This window comes from Kitasatospora sp. NPDC004240 (assembly GCF_053603215.1).
In genome coordinates this window covers 20,454-41,618 of record NZ_JBSGFD010000051.1, presented here as the reverse complement: position 1 = coordinate 41,618, position 21,165 = coordinate 20,454, and the positions used below count along the sequence as shown (strand labels likewise).

25 protein-coding genes are annotated in these 21,165 nt (G+C 74.3%); 7 read left to right on the top strand and 18 right to left on the bottom strand.

Annotated features, from left to right (window positions below):
• Window positions 1-13: 13 nt before the first annotated feature.
• The 3 genes from ACWEQL_RS16400 to ACWEQL_RS16390 all read left to right on the top strand — a co-directional run bounded on the left by ACWEQL_RS16400 (window position 14) and on the right by ACWEQL_RS16390 (window position 1,537).
• Window positions 14-568: an RNA 2'-phosphotransferase gene (locus tag ACWEQL_RS16400; protein ID WP_452150932.1), complete on the top strand. Its 555-nt coding sequence runs from the start codon at window positions 14-16 to the stop codon at window positions 566-568.
• Between the two features lie 92 nt (window positions 569-660).
• Window positions 661-1,044: a DUF3099 domain-containing protein gene (locus tag ACWEQL_RS16395; RefSeq protein WP_452150931.1), complete on the top strand. Its 384-nt coding sequence runs from the start codon at window positions 661-663 to the stop codon at window positions 1,042-1,044.
• 265 nt (window positions 1,045-1,309) lie between these two features.
• Window positions 1,310-1,537: a hypothetical protein gene (locus tag ACWEQL_RS16390; protein ID WP_452150930.1), complete on the top strand. Its 228-nt coding sequence runs from the start codon at window positions 1,310-1,312 to the stop codon at window positions 1,535-1,537.
• Between the two features lie 110 nt (window positions 1,538-1,647).
• Here the strand turns inward: ACWEQL_RS16390 and moaA are convergent, their stop codons facing one another.
• From moaA to ACWEQL_RS16370, 4 genes are all read right to left on the bottom strand, one after another.
• Entirely contained in the window at window positions 1,648-2,637 is a 990-nt protein-coding gene (gene moaA, locus ACWEQL_RS16385; RefSeq protein WP_452150929.1) for a GTP 3',8-cyclase MoaA, read from the bottom strand.
• A gap of 100 nt (window positions 2,638-2,737) precedes the next feature.
• Window positions 2,738-4,384 (bottom strand): solute symporter family protein, encoded by a 1,647-nt coding sequence (locus ACWEQL_RS16380; protein WP_452150928.1) that lies wholly within the window; start codon window positions 4,382-4,384, stop codon window positions 2,738-2,740.
• On the bottom strand, window positions 4,381-4,737 hold the full coding sequence (locus ACWEQL_RS16375; protein ID WP_452150927.1) for a DUF485 domain-containing protein: 357 nt from the start codon (window positions 4,735-4,737) through the stop codon (window positions 4,381-4,383). The genes ACWEQL_RS16380 and ACWEQL_RS16375 overlap by 4 nt, the downstream gene beginning before the upstream one ends.
• A gap of 382 nt (window positions 4,738-5,119) precedes the next feature.
• Window positions 5,120-6,163 carry a zinc-dependent alcohol dehydrogenase family protein gene (locus tag ACWEQL_RS16370; RefSeq protein ID WP_452150926.1) on the bottom strand — a complete coding sequence of 348 codons (1,044 nt, stop codon included), beginning with the start codon at window positions 6,161-6,163 and terminating at the stop codon, window positions 5,120-5,122.
• Window positions 6,164-6,297: 134 nt separating this feature from the next.
• Here ACWEQL_RS16370 and ACWEQL_RS16365 point away from each other — a divergent pair, with 134 nt between their 5' ends.
• Together ACWEQL_RS16365 and ACWEQL_RS16360 are read left to right on the top strand one after the other, a co-directional pair.
• The gene (locus tag ACWEQL_RS16365) at window positions 6,298-7,293 is read left to right on the top strand and encodes a DEDDh family exonuclease (RefSeq protein WP_452150925.1); all 996 of its coding nucleotides are present in this window, start codon (window positions 6,298-6,300) and stop codon (window positions 7,291-7,293) included.
• Between the two features lie 69 nt (window positions 7,294-7,362).
• A complete protein-coding gene (locus tag ACWEQL_RS16360) occupies window positions 7,363-8,214 on the top strand; it encodes an SURF1 family cytochrome oxidase biogenesis protein (protein WP_452150924.1) in 852 nt (283 codons plus the stop codon).
• A 53-nt stretch (window positions 8,215-8,267) separates the two neighbouring features.
• Here the strand turns inward: ACWEQL_RS16360 and trxA are convergent, their stop codons facing one another.
• The 3 genes from trxA to ACWEQL_RS16345 all read right to left on the bottom strand — a co-directional run bounded on the left by trxA (window position 8,268) and on the right by ACWEQL_RS16345 (window position 9,741).
• Window positions 8,268-8,600: a thioredoxin gene (gene trxA, locus ACWEQL_RS16355; RefSeq protein ID WP_452150923.1), complete on the bottom strand. Its 333-nt coding sequence runs from the start codon at window positions 8,598-8,600 to the stop codon at window positions 8,268-8,270.
• A gap of 14 nt (window positions 8,601-8,614) precedes the next feature.
• Window positions 8,615-9,049, bottom strand: coding sequence for a MerR family transcriptional regulator (locus ACWEQL_RS16350; RefSeq protein ID WP_452150922.1), 435 nt, complete (start codon window positions 9,047-9,049; stop codon window positions 8,615-8,617).
• 161 nt (window positions 9,050-9,210) lie between these two features.
• Window positions 9,211-9,741, bottom strand: a complete 531-nt coding sequence (locus ACWEQL_RS16345; protein WP_452150921.1) for a hypothetical protein — start codon at window positions 9,739-9,741, stop codon at window positions 9,211-9,213.
• 174 nt (window positions 9,742-9,915) lie between these two features.
• Between ACWEQL_RS16345 and ACWEQL_RS16340 the strand changes: the two genes are divergently transcribed.
• The gene (locus ACWEQL_RS16340; protein ID WP_452150920.1) at window positions 9,916-10,677 is read left to right on the top strand and encodes an SDR family oxidoreductase; all 762 of its coding nucleotides are present in this window, start codon (window positions 9,916-9,918) and stop codon (window positions 10,675-10,677) included.
• Window positions 10,678-10,730: 53 nt separating this feature from the next.
• Here ACWEQL_RS16340 and ACWEQL_RS16335 read toward each other — a convergent pair whose 3' ends face one another.
• The 9 genes from ACWEQL_RS16335 to ACWEQL_RS16295 form a co-directional block, all read right to left on the bottom strand.
• Window positions 10,731-11,369 (bottom strand): alkaline shock response membrane anchor protein AmaP, encoded by a 639-nt coding sequence (locus tag ACWEQL_RS16335; RefSeq protein ID WP_452150919.1) that lies wholly within the window; start codon window positions 11,367-11,369, stop codon window positions 10,731-10,733.
• On the bottom strand, window positions 11,366-11,902 hold the full coding sequence (locus tag ACWEQL_RS16330; protein WP_452150918.1) for a DUF6286 domain-containing protein: 537 nt from the start codon (window positions 11,900-11,902) through the stop codon (window positions 11,366-11,368). Before ACWEQL_RS16330 ends, ACWEQL_RS16335 begins: the two co-directional genes overlap by 4 nt.
• A 208-nt stretch (window positions 11,903-12,110) precedes the next feature.
• On the bottom strand, window positions 12,111-12,464 hold the full coding sequence (locus ACWEQL_RS16325) for a hypothetical protein (protein ID WP_452150917.1): 354 nt from the start codon (window positions 12,462-12,464) through the stop codon (window positions 12,111-12,113).
• Window positions 12,464-12,655, bottom strand: a complete 192-nt coding sequence (locus tag ACWEQL_RS16320) for a hypothetical protein (protein WP_452150916.1) — start codon at window positions 12,653-12,655, stop codon at window positions 12,464-12,466. The genes ACWEQL_RS16325 and ACWEQL_RS16320 overlap by 1 nt, the downstream gene beginning before the upstream one ends.
• Window positions 12,656-12,679: 24 nt before the next feature.
• A complete protein-coding gene (locus tag ACWEQL_RS16315; RefSeq protein WP_452150915.1) occupies window positions 12,680-13,174 on the bottom strand; it encodes an Asp23/Gls24 family envelope stress response protein in 495 nt (164 codons plus the stop codon).
• Between the two features lie 190 nt (window positions 13,175-13,364).
• The gene (locus tag ACWEQL_RS16310) at window positions 13,365-14,171 is read right to left on the bottom strand and encodes an enoyl-CoA hydratase/isomerase family protein (protein WP_452150914.1); all 807 of its coding nucleotides are present in this window, start codon (window positions 14,169-14,171) and stop codon (window positions 13,365-13,367) included.
• Window positions 14,172-14,392: 221 nt separating this feature from the next.
• Window positions 14,393-14,626: a helix-turn-helix domain-containing protein gene (locus tag ACWEQL_RS16305; RefSeq protein WP_452150939.1), complete on the bottom strand. Its 234-nt coding sequence runs from the start codon at window positions 14,624-14,626 to the stop codon at window positions 14,393-14,395.
• A 340-nt stretch (window positions 14,627-14,966) separates the two neighbouring features.
• Complete coding sequence (locus ACWEQL_RS16300; protein ID WP_452150913.1) at window positions 14,967-16,565, bottom strand: ABC-F family ATP-binding cassette domain-containing protein; 1,599 nt, start codon at window positions 16,563-16,565, stop codon at window positions 14,967-14,969.
• Window positions 16,566-16,790: 225 nt separating this feature from the next.
• Window positions 16,791-17,726 carry a hypothetical protein gene (locus tag ACWEQL_RS16295; RefSeq protein WP_452150912.1) on the bottom strand — a complete coding sequence of 312 codons (936 nt, stop codon included), beginning with the start codon at window positions 17,724-17,726 and terminating at the stop codon, window positions 16,791-16,793.
• 337 nt (window positions 17,727-18,063) lie between these two features.
• Here ACWEQL_RS16295 and ACWEQL_RS16290 point away from each other — a divergent pair, with 337 nt between their 5' ends.
• The gene (locus tag ACWEQL_RS16290; RefSeq protein ID WP_452150911.1) at window positions 18,064-19,221 is read left to right on the top strand and encodes a glycoside hydrolase family 26 protein; all 1,158 of its coding nucleotides are present in this window, start codon (window positions 18,064-18,066) and stop codon (window positions 19,219-19,221) included.
• On the opposite strand, the gene ACWEQL_RS16285 is transcribed toward ACWEQL_RS16290, so the two are convergent.
• Both ACWEQL_RS16285 and ACWEQL_RS16280 read right to left on the bottom strand, forming a co-directional pair.
• A complete protein-coding gene (locus ACWEQL_RS16285) occupies window positions 19,198-20,358 on the bottom strand; it encodes a GNAT family N-acetyltransferase (RefSeq protein WP_452150910.1) in 1,161 nt (386 codons plus the stop codon). The genes ACWEQL_RS16290 and ACWEQL_RS16285 overlap by 24 nt on opposite strands.
• Window positions 20,355-21,101, bottom strand: a complete 747-nt coding sequence (locus tag ACWEQL_RS16280; RefSeq protein ID WP_452150909.1) for a Wzz/FepE/Etk N-terminal domain-containing protein — start codon at window positions 21,099-21,101, stop codon at window positions 20,355-20,357. Before ACWEQL_RS16280 ends, ACWEQL_RS16285 begins: the two co-directional genes overlap by 4 nt.
• Window positions 21,102-21,165: the final 64 nt, after the last annotated feature.

The following is a 21,165-nucleotide window of genomic DNA, read 5'->3' as shown; positions in this document are numbered from 1 at the left end:
GAGGATCGGGAGAGTGGACGAGAAGCGCACGGTCAAGACCAGCAAGTCGTTGTCGCGCATCCTGCGGCACGACCCCGGCAGCGTCGGGATCACGCTGGACGCGGCCGGCTGGGTCCGGGTGGACGCCTTGCTGGCGGCGCTGGCGGCGCACGGCCGGCGGCTGAGCCGGGCCGAGCTGGACCACGTGGTGGCGACCAACAACAAGCGTCGCTTCGCCTACTCCTCGGACGGCCTCTCGATCCGGGCCAGTCAGGGGCACACGGTGGCGGTCGACCTCGGGTTGGCCGCCGCCGAGCCCCCGGCGGTGCTGTTCCACGGCACCGCCACCCACCACCTGGACGCGATCTTCCACGAGGGGCTGCGTCCGATGGCCAGACGGGACGTCCACCTCTCGGCCGACCGGGAGACCGCCGTCCGGGTCGGCTCCCGGCACGGCCGTCCGGTGGTGCTGACCGTGGACGCGGCCGCGATGACGGCGGCCGGCCACGAGTTCCGGATCAGCGAGAACGGCGTCTGGCTCACCGACGCCGTCCCGCCGCACTTCCTGGCCCGCCACTCCGACGGCTGAGCCCCGCACTGCCACGGGCGCGCGGCCCGGCGTACCGTGAGGAGGCCGCGCGCACGGCAGAGGCGGGCGGGAGCGGACGAGGGCGGTAGGACATGGGCAAGGGCTCCGGTGACGGTCAGGTCTTCCGGATCACGGGGGCTCGCAGCAGCCTCTCCGAGGACGTCCGGGGGCGGCAGCGCCGCTACGTGATCTCGATGCTGGTCCGCACGCTCTGCGTGCTGCTGGCGGTGGTCATGTGGGACGTCCAGCGGGTGGTGGCCTTCGCGGCCCTGGCGGGCGGCGTGCTGCTGCCGTACTTCGCGGTGCTGATCGCCAACGCGGGCCGGGAGCGGGCGCCGGGGCTGCCGAGCACCTTCGCCATCCCGGCCGACACCCCGCTGATGCTGGGCCCCGGTGGTACGGGCGGGGCCGGTGCGGCCCGTGCGGCCTCCGGGACGGGCGAGGCGGGCACCAATTCTTCACAGGGATCTGACTGAGGGTCCGTTTTGCGGGGGTTCGCTGGGCTCTGGGCGCTAGAAAGCTCAAAAGAAGCTCAGATTAATCATGCAAGACCTCCCCAAACATTGCTCCAACCGTGACATACTGCGTACGCGCTCCGCATCCCCCGTCGGAGCGACGGACCGACGCCGGGCGGCTCCCCCCGTGGCTGCCCGGCGTCGCCATGCCCGAAACCGGGCGGGGTGGCGGCGCGTGACAGACTGACGGTGCAGACACACCCGCCGAGCACCGAGGACGGCCGAGATGAACACCCCGCAGACGCCGGTCTGCTCCGCCAAGGGCTGCCGGGCGGACGCCCGCTGGGTGCTGGTGTGGAACAACCCCAAGCTGCACACCCCGGACCGCCGCAAGACCTGGGCGTCCTGCGAGGAGCACCGCGAGCACCTGTCGCAGTTCCTCGGCGTGCGGGGGTTCCTCAAGGAGGTCGTCGCGATCGAGGACTGGACCCCCGAGCCGGCCCAGGACGCCTGACACCCGGCGCCCTCGGGGCACCCGGACACCCGGCACCCTCGGGACCGCCCGGGCGGCCCGGCTGCCGGGCAGGCCCGCGCGGTCCCCGCAGGGACGCGCGCAGGGGCGCCTCAGCCGCCGATCGCCGACATCGGGCGCTCGGGCTGGTGGAACTCCGGGTCGTCGATCCCGGCCCCGGCCTTCTTGCCCCACATCGCCGCGCGCCACAGCTCGCCGATCTCCGCGTCGCCGGCGCCGGAACGCAGCGCCGTCCGCAGATCGGTCTCCCCGGTGGCGAACAGGCAGTTGCGGACCTGGCCGTCGGCGGTCAGCCGGGTCCGGTCGCAGGCCCGGCAGAACGGCCGGGTGACCGAGGCGATCACGCCGACCCGGGCCGGGCCGCCGTCCACCACCCAGCGCTCGGCGGGCGCGGCCCCGCGCCGGGCCGAGGGTTCGGGGGTGAGCTCGAAGCGGGCGCGGAGCCGGTCCAGGATCTCCTCGGCGGTGACCATCCGCGAGCGGTCCCACCCGTGCTGGGCGTCCAGCGGCATCTGCTCGATGAAGCGCAGCTCGTACCCGTGCTCCAGGCACCAGCCGAGCAGGTCGGCGGCCTCGTGGTCGTTGACCCCGCGCATCAGGACGGTGTTGAGCTTGACCGGGGTCAGCCCGGCGGCCTCGGCGGCGGCCAGCCCGTCCAGGACGTCCTGGTGGCGCCGGCGGCGGGTGAGGGTGTGGAAGGTGTCCGGGTCGAGGGTGTCCAGCGAGACGTTGACCCGGTCCAGGCCGGCCCGGCGCAGCGCGGTGGCGGTCCGGGCGAGGCCGATGCCGTTGGTGGTGAGGGACACCTCGGGGCGCGGTTCGAGCGCGGCGCAGGCCTCGACGATGCCGACCAGGCCGGGACGCAGCAGCGGCTCGCCGCCGGTGAAGCGGACCTCGGTGACGCCGAGGTCGCGCACCGCGACGGTGACCAGCCGGACGATCTCCTCGTCGGTCAGCAGCTCGGGCTTGGCGAGCCACCGCAGGCCCTCCTCGGGCATGCAGTAGGTGCAGCGCAGGTTGCACCGGTCGGTGAGGGAGACCCGCAGGTCGACGGCCTGTCGGCCGAAGGTGTCGAGCAGCACGGTGTTCCCTTCCCCGGTGGACGCCGGCCGGTGAGGGCAGCCGACTGGCCCGGCCCCCGTCGCTCGGGCGGGCCGGGCCAGTTTAGGCGTCACCCGATCGTCAGTGGGCGCCCAGTCCGGTGAGTGAGCGGACCTCCAGTTCAGCGTACTTCGCGGGATCGGCCCGTTCCTTGGACAGGACCGTGCCGAGCCAGCCGGCCAGGAAGCCGATCGGGATGGAGACCAGGCCCGGGTTGTCCAGCGGGAACCAGTGGAAGTCCACGCCGGTCACCAGCGGGTCCTTGCCGCCGGAGACCACCGGGGAGAACACCACCAGCAGCACCGAGGAGGCCAGGCCCGCGTACACCGAGCTGACCGCGCCGGTGGTGGTGAAGCGCTTCCAGAACAGCGAGTACAGCAGGGTCGGCAGGTTGGCGGAGGCGGCCACCGCGAAGGCGAGGGCGACCAGCGCGGCGGTGTTGAGCTTGCCGGCGAAGAGGCTGAGCACGATCGAGACCGCGCCGATCGCCACCGCCGCCCACTTCGCCGAGGCGACCTCCTGCTTCTCGCTGACCTTCCCTCGCTTGATCACGTTGGCGTACAGGTCGTGGGCGAAGGAGGCGGAGGAGGCGAGGGTGAGACCGGCGACCACGGCGAGGATGGTGGCGAAGGCGATGGCGGAGATCACCGCGAGCAGGACCGCCCCGCCGGTGGTGCCCGCGCCGCCGCCGAGCTCCTCGGCCAGCTGCGGGGCGGCGGTGTTGCCGGAGGAGCTGTTCGTGCGGATCGCGCCGGAGCCGACCAGCGCGGCCGCGCCGAAGCCGAGGGCGAGGGTCATCAGGTAGAAGCCGCCGATGATGCCGATCGCCCAGAGCACGGACGTGCGCGCCGCCTTGGCGGTGGGCACGGTGTAGAAGCGGACCAGGATGTGCGGCAGCCCGGCGGTGCCGAGCACCAGGGCGAGACCGAGGCTCAGGAAGTCGAGTTTGCTGGTGGCGGTGGCGCCGTACTTCAGCCCCGGTTCGAGGAAGGCCGAACCCTTGCCGCTGGCGTCGGCGGCGGCTCCGAGCAGCGCGGAGACGTCGAAGTCGTAGCGGGCCAGCACCAGGACGGTCATCAGCGCGGCGCCCGCGATCAGCAGCACCGCCTTGACGATCTGCACCCAGGTGGTGCCCTTCATCCCGCCGATCACCACGTAGACCACCATCAGCGCGCCGACCGCCACGACGGTCCAGCGCTTGGCGGCGTCGCCGCTGATGCCGAGCAGCAGCGCGACCAGGGCGCCCGCGCCGACCATCTGGGCCAGCAGGTAGAAGATCGACACCACGATGGTGGAGATCCCGGCGGCGGTCCGCACCGGGCGCTGACGCATCCGGAAGGCCAGCACGTCCGCCATGGTGAAGCGGCCGGAGTTGCGCAGCGGCTCGGCGACCAGCAGCAGGGCGACCAGCCAGGCCACCAGGAAGCCGATCGAGTAGAGGAAACCGTCGTAGCCGGCCAGGGCGATGACGCCGGCGATCCCGAGGAAGGAGGCGGCGGACATGTAGTCGCCGGAGATGGCGAGCCCGTTCTGGAAGCCGCTGAACCCGCGGCCGCCGGCGTAGAAGTCGGCGGCGTCCTTGGTCCGCCGGCCGGCCCAGACCGTGATGGCCAGTGTGGCGAGCACGAACAGCCCGAACAGGACCATGGTCAGGCCGCGGTGGCCGCCGGAGTCGGCGGCGAGCAGGAGGGGCGCGCCGGACGCACCCGGGTCGGCGATCGGGGTCATTCGCCGGCCTCCCGGGGCGCGTGGACGACGGCACCCTCGTACCGCTCGCGGATCGCGTCGGCGGGCGGGTCGAGCCGGCGGTCGGCGTAGCGCGCGTACCAGGCGGCGATGGCGAAGGTGCTGACGAACTGGAGCAGTCCCAGCACCAGGGCGACGTTGATGTTCCCGGCGACCTTGGTCCCCATCAGGCCGGGGGCGTAGCTGGAGAGCAGGACGTACAGCAGGTACCAGAGGACGAAGCCGATGGTGACCGGGAAGGCGAAGTTCCGGAAGGAGCGCCGCAGCGCGCGGAACTCCTCACTCTCCTCGATGTGCTGGACTTCCGTCGGGGTGGTGGCGGTCGGCGGTTCCACTCGGGTCTCCTCACTCCTTCGGCGTACGGTCGTACAGGGGGAACGAGCGGACGTGAGCGGCGTCACATCGGACGCGCGCCGCGCAATGCTAGGAGCGGACGGGCGGACCCGGAAGGGCTTTTGACCGCGATCAGCCAGAACTCCACCCGTCACACTCGCCCCATTGGCCGGATCCGGCCGTTCCCGGCCGTTTTCCGTCGCCCCGTCCGCCGACCGCCTTCCTCCCGTCCTGGGCCGTTCCGTGCCGTCCCGTGCCGCACGCCGCCGGGCACGCCGAAGGGGCGGTGCCGCGCGGGCACCGCCCCTTCTCCCCGGGCGTCCTGGACGTCCTGGGCGTCCGGGGAGCCCTGAGCGCCCGACACCCGGCCCCGGGCCTGCGGGCTCAGAACGTGATGCGCACCTTCAGCGCCGAACGGTCGTCCATCGCCCGGTACCCGTCCGGCACGCCGTCCAGGGTGACCGTCCGGTCGAAGACCAGGCCGGGCTCGATGGCCCCGGAGAGCACGTCCGGCAGCAGCTCGGGGATGTACGCCCGGGCCGGGGCGACCCCGCCGCGCAGCGAGACGTTGCGGCCGAACATCTGGCCGATGTCCACGCCGGCGCTGCCGCCGTGCGGGACGCCGACGTAGCCGACCGCGCCGCCGTCCCGGGCGATCGAGACGGCCGTACGCATCGACTCCTCGGTGCCGACCGCCTCCAGCACGGCGTGCGCGCCCTGACCGCCGGTCAGCTCCTTGACCGCCTCGATCGCCTGGTCGCCGCGCTCGGCGACCACGTCGGTGGCGCCGAAGCGGCGGGCGATGTCGGTGCGCGCCTCGTGCCGGCCGAGCGCGATGATCCGGCCCGCGCCGAGCCGGTGCGCGGCCAGTACCCCGCACAGGCCCACCGCGCCGTCGCCGACCACGGCCACCGTGGCGCCCGCCCGGACGCCGGCCGAGACTGCGGCGTGGTGGCCGGTGGCCATCACGTCCGACAGCGCCAGCAGCCCGGGCAGCAGCTTCTCCTCGGTGGCCGCCTCCCGGGGCAGCGCGACCAGCGTGCCGTCCGCGTACGGGACGCGCACCGCCTCGCCCTGGCCGCCGTCCGAGCCGACCTGGCCCCAGAACCCGCCGTGCGGGCAGGAGGTCTGCAGTCCCTCGCGGCAGTACTCGCAGGTACCGTCCGACCAGACGAACGGCGCGACCACCAGGTCGCCGACGCGGAATCCGCGCACCTCGGAGCCGGTCTCCTCGACCACGCCGAGGAACTCGTGCCCGATCCGCTGCCCGGCCACCCGGGCCGCCACCCCGCGGTACGCCCACAGGTCGCTGCCGCAGATGCAGGCGTTCAGCACCCGGACGACGGCGTCCGTCGGGTGCTGGACGACCGGGTCCGGGACGGTCTCGATCCGGATGTCCTGGGGGCCGTGGATGACGGTGGCACGCATGGGGCGTCCTTCGGGCTGTACGGGGTGTCGGGTCCGACCGGAAGTACGACCGAACCACCGGCCACTCTATTCCCGGGTGTCACTCGCGACATTCCGGCCGAAGCCGGACCGCGCGGCCCTTAAGCTGTTGGACCATGCATGCGACCCCGCCCTCGACGACCGGCGCGCCGTGGGCCGTCCCGGTCCCGGCCCCACGCTCCGCCGACCCCGCCGGGGGCTTCGCGGTGGTCGACGTCGAGACCACCGGCCTCGGCCGCTCGGACCGCGTCATCTCGGCCGGCGTCTACCAGCTGGACGACGAGGGCGAGGTCACCGACCACTGGTACACGCTGGTCAACCCCGAGCGTGACCCCGGCCCGGTCTGGATCCACGGCCTGACCCACGAGGTGCTGGCGGACGCGCCGACCTTCGCGCAGATCGCCGAGGAGTTCTCGGAGCGGCTGGCCGGGCGCGTGATGGTCGCGCACAACGCGCTCTTCGACTGGAACATGATCTCCCGCGAGTTCTCCCGGGCCGGGCTGCGCGCCCCGGTGGAGCAGCGGCTGTGCACCATGGTGCTCTCCCGGGACCTCCGGCTGCCGCTGCCCAACGGCAAGCTCTCCTCGCTCGCCGCCCACTTCGGGGTCCGCCAGCGGCAGGCCCACAACGCCCTGGACGACGCCCGGGTGCTCGCCGAGGCGTTCCGGCCCAGCCTGCACCTGGCCCGGCTGGGGGGCGTACCGCTGCCGCTGCAGACCTGCGTGGCCGTCACCGACCTCGGCGAGGAGGAGCCCGCCTCCCCCTCCCGCGCCTCCTGGACCGGCTCCTCATACCGCCAGGCCAAGAAGCGCCCGCCCTGCCCGTACCCGAACCCGGGGCGCTGGGAGGACGGCAAGCCGCTGCTGCAGGGCATGCGGGTGGCGTTCACCGGGGACACCGCGACCGACCGCGAGGTGCTGGAGGACCGCGCGGTCGAGGCCGGGCTGCACATCGCCACCTCGGTGAGCCGGCTCACCAGCCTGCTGGTCACCAACGAGGCCGGCAGCTGGAGCGGCAAGGCCCGCAAGGCCCGCGAGGTCGGCACCCCGGTGGTCACCGAGGAGGCCTTCCTCCAGCTGCTGCGCGAGGTCGCCCCGCACCCGGGCACCTAGGCCCTGTCCGGTCCCCGCCACGCGACCCCGGTGTCCGGGCCGGGCGTGAGGTGGGCGTACCGTGCCCATGTGTACCGTTTTCTGCTCTCCGGGCGCTGGCTGATCACCCTGCTGATCGCCCTGCTGCTGATCCCAGCCACGATCGAGCTGGGGTTCTGGCAGTACCACCGCCACGAGGCGCGGGTCGACCGCAACGAGCTGATCGGCCGGGCCCTGACCGCCGAGCCGGTGGCGTTCGACACCCTGTCGGCGGCCCCGGGCTTCGCGGTGCCCAAGGACCTGACCTGGCGGGCGGTGAGCGCGACCGGGCAGTACGACGCCGCGCACGAGTTCGTGGTCCGCAAGCGGACCGACTCCAGCGGGGACAAGATCGGCTACTTCGTGATCACCCCGCTGAGGCTGTCCGACGGCCGGGGCGTGGTCCTGGTCAACCGGGGCTGGGTGGCCTCCGGTGAGTCCGCGATCGCCTACCCCTCGGTGCCGGCCCCGCCGGCCGGCGAGGTCGCCGTGACCGGCCGGCTGCGGGCCGACGAGACCGCCAAGGGCAGCGGCATCCGCGACCGCGGCAACCTGCCGGACCGGCAGTACAACCTGATCAACACCGAGCAGCAGGCCAAGGAGACCGGCGCCACCGTGCTCGGCGGCTACCTGGAGCTGACCGGCACCACGCCGGCCCCGGCCGAGCAGCCGGAGCTGCTGCCCGAGCCCGACCACTCGGCCATCGGCCCGCACATGGCGTACGCGATCCAGTGGTGGCTGTTCACCGCCCTGATCCCGGTCGGCGCGGTGATCCTGGCCCGCCGCGAGGCCCGTGACCGCGCGGCGGCGGCCGCCGCGGAGGCCGCTGCGGCCGAGCAGGACACCGACCCCGATCCGGACGTCGATCCGGCGGACCCGGCTACCGTCCCCGCGCAGGCCTGACCGCGCAGACCCGACCACGCAGGCCGGCCGCGCGGCGCCCGTACGGGCGGGCCCTACAGCACGTCGTCGAACTCGCGCAGCAGCCGGGCCTTGGCCCGGGCGCCGACCACCGACTTCACCGGCCGGCCGTCCCGGAAGACCATCATCGTCGGCATCGAGAGCACCCCGTACGCGCTCTGGGTCTCCGGATTGCGGTCCACGTCCAGCTGCACCACCCGCAGGCGGTGCGCCTCCTCCCGCGCGATGTCGGCCAGCACCGGCACCATCATCCGGCACGGCGGGCACCAGTCGGCGGTGAACTCCACCAGCACCGGGCCCTCGGCCGCCAGCACCTCGGCGGCGAAGTTCTCGTCGGTGACCTCGGCCACCCCTGCGATCCGCGTCATCGTCCCCTCCACACTCATTCGTCCGGCCCGGCCGGCGCCCCGGCCAGTTCGCAGCGCGGCTGCCGCGCGGCGGCGGTGTCGGCGGCGAGCGCGTCCCGGGCGTGCTGGGCCCGGGTGAGCTGGGCGCCCACCTGGTCGCGGACCTCCTGGAGGCGCGCGATGCACGCGTCCAGTTCGGTGAGCTTGCGCCGGTACACGTCGAGCGAGGCCGGGCAGGAGTCCCCCGCCGGGTGGCCCGCCTGGAGGCATTCCACGAAGGGCCGGGTCTCCTCCAGGCCGAAGCCGAAGTCCTGGAGGGTGCGGATCTGCCGCAGCAGCGCCAGGTCCTCCTCGCCGTACGCCCGGTAGCCGTTGCCGGCCCGCCGGGCGGGCAGCAGCCCCAGCTGCTCGTAGTACCGCAGCGCGCGGGTGGTCGTCCCCGCCCGCCGGGCCAGCTCTCCGATCCGCACGTCCCGCTCCTCTCCCGGGTGCCGCCGCGTCGCACCGCCGGGAACGACGGTAGACCTTGACGCCGACGTCAACGCCAGCGCGGCAGGCTGCTCCTCCCCCCGGAGGATGCCCGGGCGCCGGGGCCGGGTGCGGGGTGCTCCCCCGCGGCCGTGGGCGTCCCTCAGTGCTGGGTGTTGTAGAAGCCGATCAGCACCGCGCCCCACCAGCCGGCCTGCGAGACCAGCGCCGATGCCCCGCCCCGGGCCAGCAGCGCCGCCGGCGGGCGCTCGTCGCCGTACTCCTCCAGCCGGCGGTGCAGGGTGGTGGCGTACAGGCCGTTGAGCGCGATCAGCAGGACGAGGCCCAGCTTGACCTGGGTCAGCCCGGAGGACAGCTGCGGCTCCAGCATCACCCCGCTGAGCGTCAGGCCGGCGAGGCCGCCCCAGACCGGTACGTGCAGCGGCGCGGTGAAATCCACCACCTGGCGCAGGGTGCGCCGGCCGAGCATCCACAGCAGTCCGAGGTAGTCGATCGTCAGCACCGCCCCGAAGCCCACCACCAGCGCCGCCAGGTGGATGAACAGCGCCACGGTGTGCACGGCCGGGCCGACGTGCAGCTGCCCGGCGGTCCAGGTGCTGGTGGCCCAGATCAGGCTGACGGCCAGCGTGGTGGCGACGATCCGGGGTCTGCCGAGCGGCAGGGACTTGGACATGACGGCTCCGTGGTGGGGGATAAGGGCCGGCTAAGCAAGGGTAGGGTTCCCTAAGTTCACTTCATTCGTCAACTTTCGGCCAGGACGTATCACTTTCCGGCCACGCCCCGGGGCGTACCGCCGACCCGCCCCGGCCACTACCCCGGGGCCGGCGCCGACCGGCAGGATGGCCCCATGGATCTTGGACTTCAGGACAGGGTGTACGTGATCACCGGCGCCACCCGGGGCCTCGGCCTCGCCGCCGCACGGGAGTTGGCCGCCGACGGCGCCCGGGTGCTGGTCAGCGGCCGGCACGAGGAGTCGGTGGCCGCCACCGTCACCGCGCTCGGCGGCCCCGACCGGGCCCACGGACTGGTCGCCGACAACGCCGATCCGGCCACCGCCGACCGGCTGGTCGCCGCCGCCGTGGAACGCTTCGGCCGCCTCGACGGCGTGCTGATCAGCGTCGGCGGCCCGCAGGCCGGCACGGTGCTGGACACCGCCGAGGACGCCTGGCGCGGCGCCTTCGACTCGGTCTTCCTCGGCGCCCTGCGGATCGCCCGCACGGCCGCCGCGGCCCTCGGCGAGGGCGGGGTGATCGGCTTCGTGCTCTCCGGCTCGGTCCGCGAGCCGATCGCCGGCCTCGGGATCTCCAACGGCCTGCGCCCCGGCCTCGCGATGGCCGCCAAGGCGCTCGCCGACGAGCTCGGCCCGCGCGGCATCCGGGTGGTCGGGCTGCTGCCGGCCCGGATCGACACCGACCGGGTGCGCGAGCTCGACGCGCTCGGCGGCGACGCCGAGGCCGCCCGCGCCCACCACAGCGCCGCGATCCCGCTGGGCCGCTACGGCACCCCCGAGGAGTTCGGCCGGGCCGCCGCCTTCCTGCTCTCCCCCGCCGCCTCCTACCTCACCGGTGTGATGCTCCCCGTCGACGGCGGCGCCCTGCGCGGCCTCTGACCCGCGCGGCCGTGCGGTGGCCCCGGGTCGGCCCGCAGGGGCGTGGCCCGGGCCTACCGCACCCGGGTGTGCTTGCGCCGGCCCCGGCGGCCCGGCGGCTTCTCGGGGCGCGCCACCACCCGGATCCGGAGGTCGGCGGGCAGGGCCGGCAGGCCCAGGGTGGCCAGGGCGTCGGTGCGCGGGCCGGTCTCGAAGTGGGTGAGCAGCACCGCCGGCTCCCCGCCCGGGGTCAGCCGGACGGCCCCCCGCAGACCGGGGCGGCGCGGGCGCCCGATGAGTCGTACGCTCGCCCGCTCGACCTCGGGCAGCGCGGCCGTGCCGGTCTCCACCGCCTCCTCCAGCGCCCCGGCCCGCAGCCGGAGCCGCAGCCCGGGCGCCCCCGGAGTCGCGACGGTCAGAGCGGACGGGCCGTGGCGCCGCAGCTGCGCGACGAGCCAGCCGAGCGATCCGCCCGCCAGCACCAGCAGGACGGCGACGACGGTGGGCCACCACCAGGGCTCGTCCACCCAGCGGGTCCGGCTCCTCGTGCTGAGCAGCGGCTGGTCGGGGGAGATCAGCGGCCACCGGTCCGGCGGGTCCACCTCCAGCCGGGTGTACAGGTCGAACGCGCCGGCCACCACCAGGAGCCCGACGACCAGCACCACCAGCCCGGCCAGGCCGATCAGCAGACGGTTGACGACGGTCCGGCTCACCGGGCCCCTCCCCTCGTACGGACCCCGGCGCTCCGCACGTCCAGCCGCGGCGGGGCGACCAGCGGGATCCGGGCCAGTTCCTCGCGCAGCTGCCGTTCCACCGCGGCCGGGTCGGCCGGGCCGGTGAGGTGCACCGCCACCCGGCGCCGGCCGGCCTTGATGGTGATCCGCTCGATGCCGGGCAGGTCGCGGGCGCGGTCGTACAGCAGGGTGGCGACGCCGATCCGTTCGACGGCCGCGGTGGTCCACCCCTGCGGGCGCAGTGAGACCCACTGGCGCAGGCCGGGGGCGACGGCCAGCCAGAGCAGCCAGATCCCGATCACCACGGCGGCGCACCCGCCGATCATCACCCAGACGTCGTCGAGGGGGCGGGTGGCCAGTCCGTCGGCGAGCTCGGCCCGCCATTGCGCGGCCGCGTGGCCGGTGCGGACGGCGATCACGTCGACCAGCAGGGCCGCGGAGAGGATCAGGGTCACGGTGGCGACCACGGCGGCGGTGACGCCGCGGCTCGCCCGCAGCCGGGGCGCCTTCACCGCGGGGGGCACCTCCGCGGGACCGCCCGGCAACCGACCGCCCGCCAAAGGACCGTCCGCCAAAGGACCGTCCGCCACGGGATCGCCCGCCGCCGGGAGCTCCTCCCCGGGGGCCTTCGTCAGGGGGACACCCGCCACGGGGACGTCCCCCGCCGGGCCCCTCCCGGTCGGCTCCCCCTCCTCGGGCGCCACGCCGCCCGGCGGCCGCTCAGTCATGGCCGCCCGCGATGTCCGGCACCAGGCGGTCGACGGTGACGGCGACCCCGGTGACCTGGGTGCCGGTGAACGCGGTGAGGTCGGCGGTGACCCGGTCGCGGACGGCCCGGGCGAGCACGGCCAGATCGGCCGGGAACGGCAGGTCCACGGCGACCCGGACGGCGACCGTGGTGCCGGGGGTGGAGACCGAGACCCGGGGGGCCGCACCCCGGCCTGCGTGGCCGCGCCAGGCCCCGGCGAGCGCCTCGCGGGCGGCCCGGGCCGCGATCTTGACGTACACGCGGTCGGCGACGCGCAGCCGGCCGCGCACGCCGGGCTCCCGGCGCGCGGGGACCAGGGCCGCCATCAGCTGCGCCGGTCCCGGCCGCGCAGCAGGTCGCTGATGTCGCCGAGTTCGATGTCGCCCTCCAGCAGGCGACCGATGACGAACCCGACCACGCCGAGCACGGCCACCAGCAGGAAGGCCGCGAACCCGCCGAAGTAGCCGGCGAAGCCCAGGGCCATTCCCACCACCAGGCCGACGATGGCCAGGTTCATCCGCTACTCCTCTGGGTCACTCACTCACTGCAGCTTGGGGCGCTGCCCGGGGGCCGGCGCCTCCTCCTCCATGACGTCCGGCTCGTCGGGCAGGTGGACGTCGTTGACCGCGATGTTGACCTCGACGACCTCCAGACCGGTCATCCGCTCGACCGCGTCGACGATGTTCTCCCGCACCTGGCGGGCGAGTTCGGGGATGACGACGCCGTACTCGACGACCAGGGCGATGTCGATGGCCGTCTGCCGCTCGCCGACCTCGGCCTTGATGCCGCGGCCGACGCTGCCCTTGCCGCCGGGCACCCGGTCCCGCATGGCGCCGAAGGTGCGGGACAGGCCGGAGCCGAGGGCGTGGATGCCGACGACCTCCCGGGCCGCCATGCCGGCGATCTTCTCCACCACGCTGACGGCCAGTGCGGTGCGCCCGCGCTCGGACGCCGGCCTGCCACTGTCGGCGGCACTCGCGCCGGTGGCTCCGGAGGGGGTCTTGTGCAGGGTGGCGGGCGTCGGTGTGTCGGTCATGGGCGCATCTCCCGTCGTGCGGATCAAGCTATATCGCAAATCGATCCAACTCTGGCATTTCGCCACGAATCCCGCCCCCGGAAGGTGCGCCGAACGGCGACGGGGCCCACGGGAACGCCGACGGCCCGGCTCCCACTGGAGGGGAGCCGGGCCGTCGGTGCGGCGCCGGGGTGGCGCGGTGGACGCCGGGTCAGTCGCCGATGCCGGCGAGGTCGCGCAGGCGGCGGGCCTGCGCCGCCCGTTCGGCGGAGCGCTGCTCCTCGTAGGAGCGGCCGCCGGCGCCCTGGAGCAGCGCCTTGGTCTCGATGACGGCGCCGCGCGGGGCCGCCAGCAGCGCGGCGGCGAGGTCGCGCGCGGCGCCGTCCAGCTCGTCGCCGGGAACGGCCAGGTTGGCCAGCCCGCTCGCCACGGCCTCCTCGGCGCCGACCCACCGGCCGGTCACGCAGATCTCCAGCGCCCGGGCGTAGCCCACCAGGTCGGTGAGCGGCTTGGTTCCGGCCAGATCGGGGACGAGGCCGAGCGAGGTCTCCTTCATGGAGAACTGGACGTCCTCGGCGACCACGCGCAGGTCGCAGCCGAGGGCCAGCTGGAAGCCGGCGCCGACGGCGTGACCCTGGACGGCGGCGATGGTGACCAGGTCGGGGCGGCGCCACCAGGTGAAGGCCTCCTGGTAGGAGGCGATGGTGTCGTCGAGGTCCTTGTCCTCGGCGGCGGCCAGCTGGAGGAAGTTGCGCTCCCCGGGGATGCCCTCGGGGGTGAACATCGCGCGGTCCAGGCCGGCGGAGAAGGAGAGGCCCTCCGCGCGCAGCAGGACGACCCGGACGTCGCCCGGCAGCTCGCGGCCGGCGGCGGCGAGGGCCCGCCACATCGCGGGCGACTGGGCGTTGCGCCGGGCGGGCTGACAGAGAGTCACCACGGCGAGTTCGCCTTCGATGACGAGGCGGACGCCGTCCTGCTCCCAGCTCGGGGCCTGCGGATCGGTGGCGGGGGCGGTCATGGAGCAACCTCCGGTGGCGAGGGGCTTGGCTACCGGAGAGTAACAAACTTGCCGGGGCGACGGCAGGGGTCACCTGGCGGCGCTGGCAGGTGCACGTCGAAACGGGCTCCGACATGACGATCGGCGGCCGGTTCGCCCGGATCGGAGGAGGACGGTCGAACCGTCGTCACACCGATCGGCGCCTCGCCGCCGAATCATCCGCCCTTCGGCTTGACGGACCGTCAGGAACCGGCCCCGGCTGCGACTTTGTTCTTGCCACGCGTGGCACCGCCGCGACCCCGGAGGATCACTCCGGACTCGCTCAGCATCCGGTGCACGAAGCCGTACGAGCGACCGGTCTCCTCCGCGAGAGCGCGAATGCTCGCCCCGGAGTCGTACTTCTTCTTGAGATCGGCCGCGAGCTTCTCACGCGCGGCACCGGTCACCCGGCTGCCCTTTTTCAGAGTCTCGGCCACCCGTGCCTCCTCGTAGCGTTGCTCGGTCAGATTCCCATGATCACCCATCCACAGCCTCCTGGCCACCCATTCGACAAGGTCGATGTCCCGAATGCGTGGTCCTTCGGTGGTGATCCGAGCGCACAAGGGCGCTCACGGAGAGTGCACGCCCCCGGGAGGGGGGCGCCCGCCGGCGCGAATTGGCTGATCAGCACAGTCGGCCCGACCACGACAAGGTGGCGGGCCGACGGGAGCTCCTCAAACGGAATGCGGGACCTCTTGATTCCCGGACACGCCGTAAGGACTAGTTTTTCTGGGCCGAAAAGGGGACCCGGCGTCTACGACGCGGCAGACATTCCGGTCAGGCGAGCGAGACCAGATCGGCGTACGCCGGGCTCCAGAGGTCCTCCACGCCGTCCGGCAGCAGGATGATCCGCTCCGGCTGGAGCGCGTCGACCGCGCCCTCGTCGTGGGTCACCAGCACCACCGCGCCGGCGAACTCGCGCAGCGCGCCGAGGATCTCCTCGCGGCTGGCCGGGTCGAGGTTGTTGGTGGGCTCGTCGAGCAGCAGCACGTTGGCGCTGGAGACCACCAGCGAGGCCAGGGCCAGCCGGGTCTTCTCACCGCCGGAGAGCACGCCGGCCGGCTTGTCGACGTCGTCGCCGGAGAACAGGAACGAGCCCAGGATCTTGCGGATCTGCACCAGGTCGGTGTCGGGCGCCGAGGAGCGCATGTTCTCCAGCACCGTGCGCTCCGGGTCCAGGGTCTCGTGCTCCTGGGCGTAGTAGCCGATCTTCAGGCCGTGGCCCGGGATCACCTCACCGGTGTCCGGCTGCTCCACCCCGGCGAGCATCCGCAGCAGGGTGGTCTTGCCGGCGCCGTTGAGGCCCAGCACGACGACCCGCGAACCCCGGTCGATCGCCAGGTCGACGCCGGCGAAGATCTCCAGCGAGCCGTACGACTTCGACAGGTCGGCCGCGGTCAGCGGGGTCTTGCCGCACGGGGCCGGGTCCGGGAAGCGCAGCTTGGCGACCTTGTCGTTCACGCGCACCTGCTCCAGGCCGGAGAGCAGCTTCTCGGCGCGGCGGGCCATGTTCTGCGCGGCCACCGTCTTGGTCGCCTTGGCGCGCATCTTGTCGGCCTGGGCGTTCAGGGTCGCGGCCTTCTTCTCGGCGTTGGCCCGCTCGCGCTTGCGGCGCTTCTCGTCGTCCTCGCGCTGCTGCTGGTACTGCTTCCAGCCCATGTTGTAGACGTCGATGGCGGAGCGGTTGGCGTCCAGGTAGAAGACCTTGTTGACGACCGTCTCGACCAGGTCGACGTCGTGCGAGATGACGATGAAGCCGCCCTTGTAGGTCTTCAGGAAGTCCCGCAGCCAGGCGATCGAGTCGGCGTCGAGGTGGTTGGTGGGCTCGTCGAGCAGCAGCACGTCGGAGTCCGAGAACAGGATCCGGGCCAGCTCGACGCGGCGGCGCTGACCACCGGAGAGGGTGTGCAGCGGCTGGGCGAGGATGCGGTCCGGCAGGCCCAGCGCGGCGGCGATGGTGGCCGCCTCGGCCTCGGCCGCGTACCCGCCCTTGGTGAGGAACTCGGTCTCCAGGCGCGCGTACTTCTTCATCGCGTTGTCCCGGGTGGCGCCCTTGCCGTTGGCCATCCGGTCCTCGTTCTCGCGCATCTTCCTCAGCACGCTGTCGAGGCCGCGGGCGGAGAGGATGCGGTCCTTGGCGAGGACGTCGAGGTCGCCGGTGCGCGGGTCCTGCGGGAGGTAGCCGACCTCGCCGGAGCGGACCACCGTACCGGCGGCCGGCAGGCCCTCGCCGGCCAGCACCTTGGTCAGCGTGGTCTTGCCGGCGCCGTTGCGCCCGACCAGGCCGATCCGGTCGCCGGGGGCGACCTTGAAGCTCGCGGACTCGATCAGGATCCGGGCACCGGCGCGCAGCTCTAGGGCGTTGGCGGAAATCATGGCTGGGGAAACTCCTGGGACGTGGGCGGGCGCCTGGACATGGCACAGGGCCGGGACAGCGGGAGGGGCGTCGTACGGCGATCGGCGCACCGCTCGGCGGCGGTGCGGCCCGCCCGCTATTGCCCGGAGAGAACAGCCATGACGGCAAGTCTACCGGCCCCCGCGCGGGAGCCCGGGTGCCCGCGTCCGAGTGAGACCTCTATCGCACGCCGGCGGCCCGTGCCGCTAGCGCAGGCCGCCGGTGGGCACCGCCGTCACGCAGCTGCCCTGCGGGCGGACGGCGGCGAAGGGCTCGGAGGGGCTGCCGCAGGGCACCTCGGGGGCGGCGGCCCGGGTGTCGAAGACCTTCGGGCTGACGATCGGGCCGTCCGTGATCAGCACCCGTCGGCCGTCCAGCGCCTTGAGCGTCACGGCCGGGCCGGCGTTGAGCTGCCAGCCGGTGGAGTCCAGCCGGTAGCCGGTCAGACCGCCGGAGACCGGCACGGTGCTTCCGCTGCTGGTGCACGCGCGCGGCACCAGCACCGCGTACTCGGTGCCGACCGTGCGCTGCGGGTCGAACAGGCAGTTGCCCGGCGGCTTGTTGTTGTAACGCAGATCACCGTCGGCGTCGCGGAAGCCCATGGTCAGGCCGGGGGTGACCACGGCCACCCAGGGCGAGTTGTTGGGCACGGTGTGCAGGGCCTGCCGGGCCCGCTCCGTCGCCAGCTGCCTGCGCTGCTCCTCGGTGCGCCGGTCGGCGTCCGGCTCGCCCTCGGCGGCCAGCCACTCGGCCAGGCCCGGTACGGCGCGGTGCCAGCGCACCTGGTGGTCGCTCGGGCGCACCGAGGTCACCAGGCCGTCGTCCCAGAGCACCACGGCGTTCTCGCCGGCCATCGACAGGGACAGCGCGGTGGCGCCCTCCCGGCGGTACGACCAGACGTGCTCGCCGCTGGCGACGCTGAACGCCTCCAGGCCCGGGCCGACCCGCAGGTCCAGCCCGCCGGGGCCCAGGGACTGCGCGTTCACCGGGGTCGCGTCCGATCCGCCCGGCCCCTCCACCCGGTCGCCGAACGGCACCGGCTTGTTGGCGTGCGCGGCCGCTCCTGCCACGAGGACCAGCAGGACCGCCAGGGCAGGGAGGATCGATCGGGGGCTGAGGGCACGCAGCGGCTTCCAGGACACGGGCGGAGCGTACCTTTCGCAGGCCCGGCGAGTCAGCCGGAGTTCTCGGCGGCCGGGCCCGGCCCGGCCCGTTCCGGCCCGATCCGAGGTCCCGCCGCGACCTGCCCGCCCACCTGCGAGGTCGGGCCCGGGGGGCCGCCGGGTGCGCCGTCCGGAGTACGGCTCCCGAGGCCCGGAGGACTGTTACAGAGGTGATACACGCGGGCGTCCCGCCGGACGGCGTTCGAATGACGCCCACTTTAGGGTGACATTCGGCTTTCACGCCTCCCGCCGGCCCTACTGTCGGCCTCTGCGGGGTGCCACCCGCTCCGGCCGGTGACGCCCCGAGGAGAGACCCATGCGATTCGGCCGCCTGACCCTGGCCGCCGCCGCCCTGCTGCTGCTGACCACCGCGAGCGCCCCGGCCGGCACACCGCTCGACGGGGCCGACCGGCACTCCCCGTCCTCCGACGACATCCGGCCGCGCGGCGCCGCGCCCCGGCCGGCCGTCCAACGGCCCCGGCACGAGCCGCCGTTCGGCGCCTTCGTCGGCTCCTGGGACCGCTACATCCCGCAGATCGGCCACTACTCCCGCTGGCTCGGCGACGCCAACCTCCAGGTGGGCCACACCTATCTGGCCGGCAACGGCTGGGCGGACATCGAGGGCGACCCGGTGGTGCTCGGCCTGTGGTCGCAGTGGCGGCTCGCCGACCCCGGCCGCACGCTGGTGCTGGGCGTGCCGATGCTGGTGCCCAACGAGGCGGACGTGCCGGACGGCCAGGTCGCCGAACTGCTCGCCCAGGGCGCCCGCGGCGACTTCGACCGGCACTTCCTGAAGCTCGCCCGCCGGCTGGTCGCGCTGGGCGGCGCCGACACCGTGCTCACCCTCGGCTGGGAGATGAACGGCGTCACCTACACCCACCGCTGCAAGCCCGACCCGACCGCGTGGAAGGCCTACTGGCGGCGGATCGTCGGGGTGATGCGCTCGGTGCCGGGGCAGCGCTTCCGCTTCGACTTCGCCCCCAACCGGGGCCTGGACGCCGTCCCCTGGACCCGGTGCTACCCCGGCGACGACGTGGTCGACATCATCGGCATGGACAGCTACGACCAGCCGGCCGGCGGCACCTTCGACCAGTACGTCACCGAGCCGTACGGGCTGCAGGACCAGGTCGAGTTCGCGGCCAGGCGCGGCAAGCCGGTCTCGTACCCGGAGTGGGGGCTGTTCCGCAACGGGGACAACCCGGAGTTCGTGCAGCGGATGGTGGAGTGGATCCGCACCCATGACGTCGCGTACCAGACGGTGACCGACTACTGCCCGCACGGCTTCTTCCAGTGCGACCGCAACCCGCGCTCCAGCGCCCGGTTCAAGCTGCTGATGACGGGTTCCAAGGGGGCGGCGCCCACCGCCGTCCCCTCCCCGTCCCCTCCCGCGCCGTCTGCCCCGGCGCCGTCCGCTCCCGCGCCGTCTGCCCCGGCGCCGACCGCGGCCGGCTCAGGCGCGCCGGCGGGCCAGTAGCGCCTCCTTGACCCTCGGCAGGCGGCTGTTCAGCACGTGCGCCGCCGCCCGCCGGGCCCGGACCGCGCAGGCCAGGACGCCGGCCGCCGGGGCGAACCCGCGCGGGCCCAGCAGCAGCCGCTCGTTGTGCCGCCGGTCGGGCCGCCAGCGCTGCTTGTACGGCTCCTGACCGCGCAGCAGGCTTATCACCGGGATCCCCGCCCCGATGGTCTCGTCCAGCGCGGCGCCGAACAGCAGCCCGGCGATGTCCAGCCGCTCCCGCAGCCCGGGGTGCGCGCCGTACAGGTAGAGGCCGGCCCAGGACGGGCAGAGCAGCAGCAGGTTGACCGCCACCAGCTCGCCGTCCAGCCGGAACTCGTGGACGGCGGCCCGCCCGGTGGCCACCAGCCCGGTGGTGGACTCGACCAGATGGCGGGCGAACCGCTCGGTGCCGTGCTCACCGGTCACCCCGCGCTCCTGCCACTGCAGGAGGTGCAGCCGCAGCAGGCCCGCCACCGCCTCGGGCACGTCCTCGGGCGCGGTCCGCCGGACCTCCACCCCGGCCCGGGCGATCCGGCGCAGCTTCACCCGGCTGCGCTGGGCGGTCCGGCCGCTCATCCGGCCGAGCAGTTCCTCGACCGGGACGGCCGGCAGGTACTGGCAGAGCGAGTCGGTGAACCGGCGCCGGCTGCCCGGCCAGCAGGCGAACACCCGCTGCACCGCCGCGTCCGGGTGGACCTCGCGCAGCTCCAGCGCGTGCCAGGGCCGGCCGAGCGGCAGCGCGGCGGCGAACTCGGCGGCGGCCCGGTCGGCGTGCTCGTCGTCCAGCAGGACGTCGGTGAAGTCGATCAGGCCGTCACCGAGCCCGGTCAGCCCGCCCAGCGGACCGCCCCGGCGCCGGAACGCGCCGGCCCCGACCAGCCGGCCGTCCCGGCGCACCAGCACCACCAGCAGGCCGCCGGGCCGGCCGTACTGGCGCCACCAGGAGCGCTGCCAGGCGGCCGCCTGGAAGAAGGTGGCGGTGCGGCAGCGGGCGGCCAGGTCGTCCCACTCCTCGGCGAGCTCGTCGAGGGCCCGGTCGTCGCGGCGCAGCTCGGTGGTCCAGCGGGCGGCGCCGGACCGGGCGGGCAGGCCGGGCGCCGCGAGGTCGGTGCTCACCGCGGGCTCCCGGCCGTCGCCCGGGACTTGGCGGTGCCCTCGGTGGGGGTGCCGTCGGCGGTGGCGCCGTCGGCGGTGGCGCGCTCCCCGGCCGCGGTGCCGGCGGCACGCGGGCGCGGGGCGGTGGGCCCGTCGGGGGCCGGGCCGGCGGGCGTCACGGGGGCCTCGGCCGCGGCGGCGGGACCGGTGGCGCGGCGGCGGGTCATCATCACCAGCGCGCCGAGCAGCAGGCCGGCCGCGCCGCCGACCGCGACGTCCAGCTGGGCGGAGGGGGTGGCGGGCCGGTCGGGTTCGGCGGCCGGGGCGAGCGGCACCAGCCGGACGCCGGTCTCCCGGCTGCTGGTGTTGGCGAAGGCGACCAGGGAGCGGGCGACCGCGTCGGCGGAGCCGACCGCCTCCTCGGGCCGCGGGCCGGTGCCGGTGATCTCGATCATCGGGGCGTCCGGGGAGGTGGTGCCGTGCACCAGGGCGGCGAGCGCGGCGGTGGTGCGGCCGGTCTCGGCGGCGGCGACCGCGAGCACCTGCGGCTGGCCGGCCAGCCGGCCGTACGCCTGGGCGAAGTTGACGGCGGTCATGCTCTCCCCCGGGTTCTGCGGCACCACGACCACGTAGGAGTTGGCGGCGTAAACCGGGGGCGCGACGGCCGCGTAGCCGGCGCCGGCCGCGGCGCCCAGCGGTACCGCCAGGGCCACCGGCCACCAGCGGCGGGCCAGCGTACGGGCGCTTCGGCGCAGTTCGGACATGCGGGGCTCCTTGGGCGTGACGACGGCGCCGGGCCGGGCGCGGCGGGGCTGGACTGGGCTGAGC